Source organism: Nocardia sp. XZ_19_385 (assembly GCF_015355755.1).
Lineage (GTDB): Bacteria > Actinomycetota > Actinomycetes > Mycobacteriales > Mycobacteriaceae > Nocardia.
Window position 1 is genome coordinate 1097107 of sequence record NZ_JACVEE010000003.1, and the last position, 11069, is coordinate 1108175.

Genomic DNA, 11069 nt, shown 5'->3' on the forward strand with positions numbered 1-11069 from the left:
TAAGGGTAGAGTGGCGCTATTGAGGAATTCTTCAAAGTTCCTGCCGCACCCCAGGATGGCTGAGCGGTTGTGCGGATCCATTCCGCTACAGGGCATTCCACGACACCATGCCGTCTGAAACATCTCTGATCCGGGCCACCAAGGCTCGGATGAATGGCTGACCGTTCAAACCGCGACGGCGATGTGCTTTCGCTTCGAGGAAAAGGCAGGTACGCAACAGATCTAGATCGTTCGGTAACTCGCCGGCCCGATCCCACGACTGCCGCGTCTGCTGGACTGCCCGACCGAGCTCGATCAGGTTGTCGTCGAATGCCGCGTAGCCGTCGTAGGTGTTGGCGAACCGGAGGAGGTCCCAGTCCGGGGCGTCATCCGGTGGCACCGGATGGAGCCCTGTCGCTATGGCCTTGTACAGCACCGCGGCACTGTCGATGTGGCCGATAGCTTCATCGGTGAAGCGTTGGACCGCCGACCGAGTATGCCGTTCCTCGTCCTCGCTGAAGGCCCCTTCGGCCAACCGCGTGCGGCATTGATCATTGAGGTCGCGATGCACGTCGCGGACCCGGGCACGCGCCTGTTCGGCTTGCTCGTCGATTACCGCGCTCAGTTCTTGCGGGTTCGGCTGTAGCGCAGCGACTTTGATCATTCTTCCGGAGACGCGCACCCGAAACCCGGCCCGCACGATAGCCTGCCGAATCGCGTCACCGCTCGCAGTCTCGAAGGCAGCGACCGAGGATGTCGGGCCCTTGGTGCTCACGTGCGCCACCTCCGGAAGCGGCACTTTCGATCCGTAGTAGTCCACGAGGATGTTGTCGAGCGGACCCGTCCCCAGCAATTCCGCCATCGCATTCGAAAACGCGGAGTAGGGCTCACCCGTGCGTAGGACGGCATCCTTGTGCACATCGTTGATCATGTGGGGACCTCGCGACCTCGGCATGGGGACAGGCTGGTAGCGAGTGACGCTGTTCCCCATGATCTTTCACCCGCCCGACAGCAAGCGTAGCGCGCGAGTCCGGAATGGAGTGAGATGTGCCGACCGTACGCTGCTGCCGCGGATCGGGGCCGTGCGCGCCAAATTCGTTGGCGGGGAATGGTGTTCGCTCGTCATGATGTGCGGCATGAGCTTGATGTCATATTGGCCGCTGCCCGGATTGCGGGTGCGTACGCCGCGGCTGGAGTTGCGGATGCCCGGCATGGAGGACCTGGGTGCACTTGCCGGGTTGGCGGCTGAGGGAGTGCATGATCCGGCGGTACAGCCGTTCACGGCGGCGTGGACGGATGTGGGACCGGATGAACGTGCGCGTGGATTACTGCAGTGGCACTGGCGGTGCTGGGCCGACTGGCAGGTCGCGGCGTGGACGCTCAACTTCGTCGTGCTCCGCGACGGCGAAGTGGTCGGTACCCAGTCGATCAGCGCGCGGGACTTCGCGGTGTGCGCGGAGGTGAACACCGGATCCTGGCTCGGCTTGAAATATCACGGTCAAGGGATGGGGACGGAGATGCGGGCCGCGGTGCTGGAGTTGGCCTTTGCCTGGCTCGGGGCCGATTCGGCGGTGTCGGGTGCGTTCGAGGACAATTTTGCGTCGCACGCGGTTTCCCGCAAACTCGGGTACGAGAAGGACGGGGTCGAGATGCACGCGGTCCGGGGGAAGCCGGCGGTGCTGCGCCGCTTACGCCTGACGCGCGCGCGGTGGGAAGCCGCTCCACGCGTCCCGGTGGAAGTGACCGGATTGGCGGAGTGCCTACCGCTTTTCGGGGTTCCGACAAAACCGTGACGATGCCGCACGCACGCTCATGCCGCGTGCGCGCCCGGCTGGCGGGTGAAATCCGCTGCGGCTCAAGACATCGTCTATGTAGCATCCGCAGATCATTGAGAGCTGTTGTCGGTGTTCCGAAGTTGCCATGCGGGCGCCGCTGCCTTTGCCTTCGATGGTCATCCCCGCAGGGCGGCGATGGCCTTCTCGATGCGTCGTTGGCGCGTTTCAGGCTTCTTCGCGCTCTCGATGGCGTGCACGTGTTCGCGCTTGCGGCTGTGGGCAAGGTTGTCGTAGGCGGCGCGGGCGATGGGGTCGTCGTCCAGGGCTCGGGTGAGGTCTGGAGGCTCGACGATGGCGCGCGGCTCGGTGTCGAGCTCCAACTCGATCTCGACCTCCTCGCCGATCGTGACACCCGCGGCCCGCCGGTTAGCGTTGCTGAGGCCGAGCAGGTGTCGGCCTCGCAGGATCGCGACCCGGCTCTTCCAGGAATGCCCGTTGATTGTGATCGTTACCGGCGGCCGCGCGCCCCCGCCGAGCGCCGCTACCACCTCGGGCGGAACTTCCAGGCCCCGCATGGGCTCGGGTGGCTCGACGTGGGCCCGGAACTTCATGATCTTCTCCTGTTGTTGTGCCGGTTCACCGCGGATCCGGCGTAGGGCTGGTCGTTTCCCGGAGGCCCTGTAGCTGAGACTCCAGATATATTGCCGGACATCCGGGCCTGGACCCGGCTGTCACATCAGCGCGTTTTCACCGGTCAATCGGTGTGATGGGGCCGGGAATCAGGACGGTGTGGGAGCGAGCGACGCGGCAGCCTCCCAGACGAACCCGTCCGAGTCGGTGACGGCGTCGGCGGTGCTGCCGAGAACGATGCGGTGCGAGCCGGTGCCGTCGGCGGAGACGCCGACTTCCTTGGCCAGGGCACGGCGTTTGTACAGCGCCAGCTTGATGGGGCTGGACTGACCGGGGGCAAACTCGGCGTACTTGCCGCCGAAGCTCTTGGCCACGGTAAGGCCCCGGCCGACGTAGAACTGCTTGGTGGCCTTCACGCTCTCGACGCCGATCAGCAGGACGACCTCGTCGATCTCGCGGGTGGCGGGGCCGGTGTCCTTCTTCGCCGAGGTCGCGATCTTCCAGATCGTCCCGTCGGGGGCCTGGACGACGCCGCTGTAGCCCCACAGCGACTTCGCGGCGGGCTTCAGCACCGTGGCGCCGGCGTCCACGGCTGCGCCGATAAAGCTGTCGACGGTGGCCGGCCCGGACACGGTGAGTGCCAGGGTGAAGCCGCGGAATCCGGTGGACTGCGCCTGGGATGCCCGCAGGCTGATGTAGGTGTCCACGCCGAAGGCGCTGTAGAAGCGGTGAGCGGCCTCGAGGTCGGCCACCTCGAGGGTAACGGAGGTGAGGGCGGTGTCGGCTGCGGTGGAAGTCGTTGTTGTCATGATCATTACGCTAGGGGCAGCGCGGCGGCGGGGGCTTCTCGATTCCTGATCGGTAGCACGGCGTATTGGCCCTAATGACCCCACGACGCTCGGTACACACGCGAGCGTGTTCGCCGCTCGCTCGGGAACACCGCGGGCTCGGTCATTCCGCTTTTGTCGATGCCGAGATTCACGAACTCGCGCGCCGCATTTTCGTGAAATACACCGCCGGTTCCCGTGTGATCAGTCCGTACCCGCCGTCCGGAGTCGCCGCGAACGGCGCGGGCAGGTGCAGCACCGGCAGCACCTCACCGATCAACGGCCGCTTCTCCCGCGTAATCCGATAACCGATCTCGACCGCCTCGGGCACATCATCATCCACAACCGCACCGCCGTCACGCCGGACGCACCGATGCGGTTCGAGCCGCATCGTCCGAATCGCCGTCCGCACCCACCGGAACAGCACGCACTCACTCGCCCCCGGCCGCGCGTACTCCACCAACCCCACACCATCACCCCAGAAGACGAACTGCTCATCCTCCATCGAGCTGTGATACCCGGCCTCCACACTCCACTGACCGATGATCTCGTCACCACGCATCGAGCGATTGAACCATCACGCCACCACACCCGCGAGCACGTCCGCGAATGCCGCTGGTCCGGCTGGGCGTGCCGACCCGCGCGAGACGTCGGAAGATCAACTGGCGGTTGGCATTTGGTGCTGATCGAAGGCACCGCCATGCCGGATTGAGCGGGTTCGACGTGACCGTCAGAGGGCGGCGGACCGATACACGATCACCTGCCGCCGCTCACCAATCTCGGGTGGCGATCAGCTCCTCGGCGTCCGCCTCCGCGAACCCGTAGGCCGAGGCGACGAACCAGAAGTCCTCGGCGATCTCCTCCCGCGCCGCCGTCTCGATCTCACTGCCGGCCGCTTCGAACTCCGCTTCAAGGAGGTTGAACTCTTCCGTCGCCGCCCAGGTGAGGGCGTACAGGGCCGTCAGATCCGACGGCTTCTCTGTTTCGATCCGCTCGCACAGACGCTGCAGAATCGCCGCACCTTTGTCGAGAACGTGGTCGGGGAAGTACGGGTCCGAGTACAAGGGCTGCAAGAACCTACGCTCGGCAACCTGCTGGTTCGTGATCGGCATGACACTCCATCGGCGAGAACTGTTGTCGTTGAGGACTTTGTGCCGATCATGCAGGAGCCCACCGACATCGAGCCACCGCAACCAACCGCTGCCAGGTCAAAACCTCCGCAGTTGACTGTGTAGAGCAGATCCCAGGTGCATGTCCCAGCGGCTGAGCCTTGGTGCCCTGTGACGAAATGCCCTGCATCGACGACGGGTTCGGCTTCGATTTCCGACAGGTCGGGAACCAGGCGGAGCATGCCGAGAACGCACACACATGCCGAATATCGTGCGTGTTCTTTGGACGTTCCGGTGTGGGTAGTTCACCCTTAGCGGGTGGAACCAGGTGACCTTGTAGAGATTGAACTAACGACCGACGAGCGCCGACTGCTGTGGTGGGGTTTAGGCGAGTGGTCTGGCCCGGCTAACTGTAGTGAGGCGCTGGCGATCGCGATGGACTTCGAAAGCGTGGCCGATCTGCTCGAGCAGGAGCAGCGGTTGCGTTCGGCGTTGGAGGCGAGAGAGATGCTGGGTGCGCGAGATTGGCGGCGCGCGTTGTTGGCAACCGAGTTCGTCTTCGCCAGCGATGTTTTCGGTTCGGGCGTGGAGTGGTCGATCACCACAGGACTCGGGGACGAGGAGACTGTTCGTACGCTGCGCCGGTTACAACGCAAGTTCGCCCGCGCCGGTGTGTCGTTTGGCCGTCGCTGATATAGATGCCCGCACATGCCGCTGTGCGCGCTGAGCGAGTCGGCCACACGCCACGCCCGAAGATCAACGGGCAGAGATCATCTCGCAGCTCGGTAATGCACTGTATTGGCTCCCCTCTCGTGTCAACACATGGGTTGCAGGTCGGGGCTATTCTGGTTGGCGGTAAGTCCGGGTTGTGGCTTGTCCGAAGTGCCGGTGTGCGGGGTTGAGCCGGTCGCGTTGGAGTCAGTAGTCGCCCCCGATTGCCCTCCCGGGCTTGCCGTTTCCCGTCTGCGCTGGTCATCGAGCATCCGTGCGTAGACGACATTCGACAGGCGCCGTTTCAGCGCCCGCATCGCTTCCATCGAGGTCTTGCCCTGGGCTCTGCGGCGGTCGAAGTAGGTGCGCCCGGTGCTGGGACGGCGTAGTTGAACGATGGCCATGGTGTGCAAGACCCGGTTGATTTTTCGGTTTCCGGCGCGGGAGAGCCGGTGGCGTTGTTGCTGGCCAGAGGAAGCGTCCAAGGGGGCGGTGCCGTTCCAGGAGGCGAACCGGTCCCGGTCTCGGAATCGATGGATGTCACCGACATCCGCGAGCAGCCGGGCCGCGCCGACCGCGTCTATGCCGTTGAGTTCGGTCAGCGTCGAACCCCGTTCGGCGACGAGTTGGCGCAGTTCTTTGTCCGCGGCCTTGGTTTTTCTGTCGATGGCTTCCAGCTCGCCGATCAACTCGACCACCAGACGGCGCCGGACCTTGCCTGCCGGATCGCGGGGTTTGACGCTGGCGACCAGCTTGCGGGCTTGCATCGCAGTCAGAAATTTCTTCGCTCCACCAGGGAGTAGTTCGAGCAGCAGCCGGTGGAGCCGGTTGACGGTGTCGGTGCGGGCGCGGCCCAGTTCGTCGCGGCGATCGGCGAGCATGCCCAGCGCGATCAGCTCTGAATCCGCGTGGACCCGGCGCAGGTTCGGTGACCGCAATGCCGCTAACGCCACCGAATGCGCGTCGACGGGGTCGGTTTTGCGGCCGTTGCCGGTGGCGAATACGCGGATCTGTGCCGAGAGTTTGGCCGGCACGTCGATCACGGTTTCACCGTCATGGACCAGGCGGTGGGCGATATGGCGGCCGATGCCGTTGCAGCCCTCGATCGCCCAGACTCGATCTCCGTATTGCATTGCAGCGGTGAGCATTGCGGCATAGCCGGTGTTGTCGGTGTCGTATCGGCCCGTGGCCAGTATCTTGCCGGTGGGGTCGAGGATCTCGATCGTGGCTGAGCGTTTGTGTGGGTCCATTCCGATGATGACTGCCACCAGCGTGGTCCTTCCCGTCTCGGGCGTGTGAGGTCCGTGCGGGAAGGCACCGCTACTTCGAGCTTTGGGCAAACCCCTCTTCAGCCATTCCCGGCACGGCACCCGGTGAGAGGCAAGCCAATAGAGAGCCACACCAATGACGCAGGCGGGCAGCCGATTAGGGAGCTTCTCGCCGGGCACCTGGACCCGATCCTGGCCGGGATCAGGTCCTAGCACCAGTGTTAAGTAGCCGAATGGCGTGCTATCGACGCTGGAAATATTCGCGATGTCGGTGTTCCGGCGGGCCGCCGGTTGTGAGCGCCGACCGGGCGCATCCCGAACGATCTCGGCTACGCGTCGGCTTTGACGCCACCGTGCAGCCCCCACTTATCAAGGCCCGAGTAGATCAGCGCAACACGTGCCCTGGGGAAATCGAGGCCCTCGGCCTCTCCGGTGTACAGCGCCGCCAGCGAGTCCGAACCTCGCCACCAGGTGTCCGCGAGACCCACCACCTCGCGCACCGGTTCGTAGTTGTCGAAGTCGATACCGTCGAGCTCATCGCCGACGAGCCTGGTGATTTGGCGCGCCCACGTCGATGCATGGTGGGCCAAGGCGAGTGATTCCACCCAGCCCTCGATGCTCGAATGCAGAGGCACCCACCCAGCTCTATCAGCTTGGATTCCGAACTCACCGGACGGGCCGATCATGAACATGAACGGCACCGCGGTCCGTTGCGTACCGGCTTCGAACCACCATCCCGCATTGTCTGTTTCGGGGGAATCCGGATAGAAAAAGCGTGGGCCGCCGTCGTACTGCGGCGCGGGTGGCAAATGCAGGCCGCCCCACTTCTTCTGGTAGGCCGTCATGCGGTCGACCAAGCCCGCAGGAATACCTCGCTCCAGCCACCATTGCCGGTGGTCCTCCGCAGGCTGGACCTCGAGCTTGACACCGTGAGTGCCGACATACGATCGCGCTCGCGAGGTCAGGCCATCGGGTACACCATCGTCAGGACGGAGAATCACCGGGGCGAGTCTATTCGGTGGAGCAAAACAGTGCGCTCGTGCGCGGCGAACGCACTCATCTGCCGCGACCCGCGCGGCCTGAGGGGGCCAGCGCGGGCCTACAGGGGATCAATGGGCACAGATCATCTCAGCGTCAGCAACACGCCATCATGCCGATGTGCGTGCACCTAAAGCGATTTGGATTCGGCTATCCGGCGTGGCCGAAGGTGACCTCGGTTCGGTGCGGATGAGCGGTGCGGACATGAGCTGTCGCCGGATGGTGGGCAACGAGCGACAGGAAATGTTCGGTCCGCTCGGGATGGGGACACCACTGACTGCCGTTTCCGATGTTGCGGGCCGTCGGCGTCACCGGATAGTGCAGGGTGAGTGAGAGCTGCCGAATATTGTCATCGTCTCCGTGGTCAGTGATCACTTGGCGCGTGATGTCGTAAACAAATTCTTGCTGGTCGTCGCCATAAATGCCCCACTGGAACAGCAGCATGTCGCCGTCGTTGTCGAGGTCGACACTGCCATGCGGTGATGGGTAAGGGCAGAAATCATCTCAGAGCCAGGGACGCACTGAAATGCCGATTCAGTGCGGACTGCGGCGTCCGTGCCAGACGGACCATGGCGCTTCGAACGATGATCTTTCAGGGAAGTGTTTCACCAGACTGCCAAGTGATCGGAGAGGGCACCCTCGATTTTGCCGCGATCTGCGCATCTTCAACTGAACGGTGCGGCCCGGAATCAGGCCAGAAAGACGCATTGTTGCGGAGGGCTTCGAACGCCAGGTAGTAGGCGTGCCCGGCCGAATCAAGGAACGGCTCCTCGCCCGCCTCGAGTGTGCCCTCTTCTCGGGCCACCTCGTACCAGAAGTCGTAGTCGAGGCGGACAACGAACACTGGCATGAGAACGACGTCGGCATACAGCCACGAACCCGTAGCTACGATTTCTCGCCTGTTCATGATGACCAGATGCTACGCAGGGGCTGAGAAACCCTCGCTTCGATGCCTGGCCAACGTCCTACATTGCCGCGACCCGCGTGGTCCCAAGCGATCAGCGCGGGCCTGCGGAAGATCAACGGGCAGGGATCATCCCAGCATCGGTAACGCACCATCATGCCGATTTCAGTGCACCCACCGGTGATCTGGATTCGGCTATCCGGCGTGGTCGAAGGTGACCTCGGTACGGTGCGGGTGAGCGGTGAGGACATGAGATGTCGCCGGGTGGTGGGCAACCACCGACAGGAAATGTTCGGTCTGCTCGGGGTGAGAACACCATTGACTGCCGTTTCCGATGGTGGGGGACGTCGGCGTCATCGGATAGTGCAGGGTGAGTGAGAGCTGCCGGATATTGTCATCGTCCCCGTGATCAGTGATTACTTGGCGCGTGATGTCGTAAACAAATTCTTGCTGGTCGGGGCCATAAATGCCCCACTGGAACAGCAGCATGTCGCCGTCGCTGTCGAGGTCGACATCTGTCACGCGGTGATGGACATAGAACATGGTCATAGCGTCGATCGCGGTGGTCGCGTCGAGGTCGTCGAGGGCGCGGCCGTGGCTGTCCAGGTACCGGCGGAATGCAATTTCTAGGTCGGCGACTCGCACCAGCGTTATTGTGCCGGACCGGGGTCGAAGGCGAGATGCGAGTGAACGTCTGGATTCTCGAGCCATCCGCACATGCCGCGATCCGCGCGGCCCGAAGTAGCCAGTGGGTCTTCGGAGGATCAACGGGCAGAGATCATCTCAGCGTCAGCAACGCACGCACATAGCCGATTTCAGTGCACCGTGCGGTCCAGATGTAGCGGGTTGGCGGCCCGGTCGGAATCATTGATCAGGTGGCTGTTGTGGTCGGTGCCGCTGTCATGCCGGTTCGCAGATGACGACCGGGATATCCCGCGGAGTGCTGCGCTGATATCCGTCGTACGGGTTGCCGAATCCGCGGGTGATCTCGGGCCAGAGCTCGGCCTTTTCCTCCGTGGAAGCGGTGCGCGCGATGTACGGCTTGGTCTCACCGCGCACGGTGATCTCGACATTGGGATGGCCGACGAGATTCAGATACCAGGCGGGGTTGTGCGAAGCGCCTCCGAGCGAGGCGATCAGGACGATCCGCTCTGGAGTGAAAATGGGCGAGCTCAACAACGTGGAGCGCCGCTGACCGGTCTTGCGACCGATAGTGTGCAGCTCCAACGCCTGCATCGAGCCGAGCCTGTGCGGCCAGCGACCGCCGGTCAGCTTCAACAAGCTTCGGTGGCCGTTTTCCAGCATCCACGCGCCGCTTTCCGCAACCCAGTCGGGGGTCTTCTGCTTGTCGCCCATGGCCTCTCCTCTTCAGTTGGCCGGCATCTGTCGACACCTTCGCGAGCTTTCGTGACTGCATCATGTGTGGCCGCCCTGAGTCAATGACTGGAGCTGGCATGAGGCAAAAACACCCTGTCATGCCGATTTCAGTGCGGACTACGGCGCGCGTGCCAGACGGATCGTGCCGCTTCAACGTTGATCTTCAAACTCCAAACCGCTGCGGCTGAACACGAAACGGCCGCAGCACCAGATCGGTGCGGCGGCCGTTGTGTGCGGATGGCGCTACTTCGCCCAGAGCCTCAGGACACCTTCGATCCGCCGCTGAGGCTGGACGATCCGGTATGAAGCAGTTCCAGAAGGACATGAAAGGGGTTGAAGTCGGGCGGCAGGGCAACCGGTTCGGCTGCGGCGGGGGTGGCCGCAGCCTTTGCGGGGGTTGGGGCAGCCTTTGCGGGGGTTGGGGCAGCCTTTGCGGGGGTTGGGGCAGAGGACTGTGCGTTCGCGGTGGCCATCGGGGCCAGCAACAGCGCGCCGGCCAGAGTGACCGCGGCGAGTGATCGTTTCATCGAAAGATTCCTTCTGCTCTAGTTTTCGACCTGCTCAACTACCCGAAAGCAGCCAAGATCACGCTATGCGCGCACCGCCCCCAGTCCACAGACCTAGGTTCCGTCGCCCCTGACATCAGGGGCGCTCGCGCGATTTTGTGCCCTGCACAAGGCCAGATTATTGCGTCTGTTTTCCGCAGGTCGCCGAGGCCCTGATCGTCCCACGTCCGAGCACAGGCACCGGGCCGGGCGCGGAGTCGTGGGTAATCGAACACACTGTATTGCCGCGAGCCGCGCGTTGGTCAGTCTTCCAAACCGGCTCGCTGGCAGCACTTCCCAAACGCACGCACATGCCGATGTGCGGTTAGTCCTCGTCAAGACGCTGAAGAACGTTTGTGAGGGCGTTTTCGTCATCGTGGAGGCCGATGAGGACCGCGGTCATGGAGCTGACGCCGGGTTCGCGGACGATGACGCCGTCCCCGCACCAGAAGTAGGAGCCGCTTACGCACTCTCCGGTCTCCGACCAGCGTGCCATGAGCCGTACGATCTCTGCGACGGTGAACATTGTTGCGCTCCAACGGGAGCCATCCGGTAACCGCACCTCGACGTCGACGTTCTCTACGGTTTCGGGTTCTTCGTCAGTGCTGATGATGTACTGGACATCAAACGACGTCGTCTGGATGCGGTAGAAGATTCCATCGAAACTGTGGGATAGCACCGTTGTAGAGCTGGACATCGTGGCAATGCTACGGCCGAACGCACATGCCTCAGAGCGCGCGAGCTACCAGGCCGCGGCGCCGGTCGGCGAACGCACTCAACTGCCGCTACCCGCGCGGCCCGAGTCGGTCAGCGCGGGTCTGCGGACGGAACGACTCCCGACTCCCGGCAATGAGCGCTCATCCGAGTTGGGGTGTCGCTGACCGGAACCATGTCCAGCGGTCCACT

General features: G+C 63.6%; 15 protein-coding genes. 2 read left to right on the forward strand and 13 right to left on the reverse strand.

What is annotated here, in order from left to right:
- Positions 1–85: 85 nt before the first annotated feature.
- On the reverse strand, positions 86–910 hold the full coding sequence (locus IBX22_RS28850; protein WP_194818827.1) for a ribosome recycling factor: 825 nt from the start codon (positions 908–910) through the stop codon (positions 86–88).
- Between the two features lie 205 nt (positions 911–1115).
- Between IBX22_RS28850 and IBX22_RS28855 the strand changes: the two genes are divergently transcribed.
- Positions 1116–1772, forward strand: coding sequence for a GNAT family N-acetyltransferase (locus IBX22_RS28855; RefSeq protein ID WP_228539528.1), 657 nt, complete (start codon positions 1116–1118; stop codon positions 1770–1772).
- A gap of 158 nt (positions 1773–1930) precedes the next feature.
- On the opposite strand, the gene IBX22_RS28860 is transcribed toward IBX22_RS28855, so the two are convergent.
- The 4 genes from IBX22_RS28860 to IBX22_RS28875 form a co-directional block, all read right to left on the reverse strand.
- Positions 1931–2365, reverse strand: a complete 435-nt coding sequence (locus IBX22_RS28860) for a YdeI/OmpD-associated family protein (RefSeq protein WP_194818828.1) — start codon at positions 2363–2365, stop codon at positions 1931–1933.
- A 168-nt stretch (positions 2366–2533) separates the two neighbouring features.
- Positions 2534–3193 (reverse strand): glyoxalase, encoded by a 660-nt coding sequence (locus tag IBX22_RS28865; protein ID WP_228539530.1) that lies wholly within the window; start codon positions 3191–3193, stop codon positions 2534–2536.
- Positions 3194–3362: 169 nt separating this feature from the next.
- On the reverse strand, positions 3363–3773 hold the full coding sequence (locus tag IBX22_RS28870) for a hypothetical protein (protein ID WP_194818830.1): 411 nt from the start codon (positions 3771–3773) through the stop codon (positions 3363–3365).
- 208 nt (positions 3774–3981) lie between these two features.
- Positions 3982–4323, reverse strand: a complete 342-nt coding sequence (locus IBX22_RS28875) for a DUF5713 family protein (RefSeq protein ID WP_194818831.1) — start codon at positions 4321–4323, stop codon at positions 3982–3984.
- 315 nt (positions 4324–4638) lie between these two features.
- Here IBX22_RS28875 and IBX22_RS28880 point away from each other — a divergent pair, with 315 nt between their 5' ends.
- The gene (locus tag IBX22_RS28880) at positions 4639–5013 is read left to right on the forward strand and encodes a hypothetical protein (RefSeq protein ID WP_194818832.1); all 375 of its coding nucleotides are present in this window, start codon (positions 4639–4641) and stop codon (positions 5011–5013) included.
- Between the two features lie 122 nt (positions 5014–5135).
- Here the strand turns inward: IBX22_RS28880 and IBX22_RS28885 are convergent, their stop codons facing one another.
- From IBX22_RS28885 to IBX22_RS28920, 8 genes are all read right to left on the reverse strand, one after another.
- The gene (locus IBX22_RS28885; RefSeq protein WP_309234826.1) at positions 5136–6479 is read right to left on the reverse strand and encodes an IS110 family transposase; all 1344 of its coding nucleotides are present in this window, start codon (positions 6477–6479) and stop codon (positions 5136–5138) included.
- Positions 6480–6628: 149 nt separating this feature from the next.
- Positions 6629–7300 (reverse strand): hypothetical protein, encoded by a 672-nt coding sequence (locus tag IBX22_RS28890; RefSeq protein WP_194818833.1) that lies wholly within the window; start codon positions 7298–7300, stop codon positions 6629–6631.
- 187 nt (positions 7301–7487) lie between these two features.
- The gene (locus IBX22_RS28895; RefSeq protein WP_194818834.1) at positions 7488–7781 is read right to left on the reverse strand and encodes a hypothetical protein; all 294 of its coding nucleotides are present in this window, start codon (positions 7779–7781) and stop codon (positions 7488–7490) included.
- A gap of 148 nt (positions 7782–7929) precedes the next feature.
- Positions 7930–8244, reverse strand: coding sequence for a hypothetical protein (locus IBX22_RS28900; RefSeq protein WP_194818835.1), 315 nt, complete (start codon positions 8242–8244; stop codon positions 7930–7932).
- A gap of 192 nt (positions 8245–8436) precedes the next feature.
- On the reverse strand, positions 8437–8886 hold the full coding sequence (locus IBX22_RS28905) for a hypothetical protein (RefSeq protein WP_194818836.1): 450 nt from the start codon (positions 8884–8886) through the stop codon (positions 8437–8439).
- Between the two features lie 255 nt (positions 8887–9141).
- On the reverse strand, positions 9142–9597 hold the full coding sequence (locus IBX22_RS28910) for a nitroreductase/quinone reductase family protein (RefSeq protein WP_194818837.1): 456 nt from the start codon (positions 9595–9597) through the stop codon (positions 9142–9144).
- 281 nt (positions 9598–9878) lie between these two features.
- Positions 9879–10145: a hypothetical protein gene (locus IBX22_RS28915; protein ID WP_194818838.1), complete on the reverse strand. Its 267-nt coding sequence runs from the start codon at positions 10143–10145 to the stop codon at positions 9879–9881.
- A gap of 343 nt (positions 10146–10488) precedes the next feature.
- Positions 10489–10860, reverse strand: a complete 372-nt coding sequence (locus IBX22_RS28920) for a hypothetical protein (RefSeq protein ID WP_194818839.1) — start codon at positions 10858–10860, stop codon at positions 10489–10491.
- Between the last annotated feature and the right edge of the window lie 209 nt (positions 10861–11069).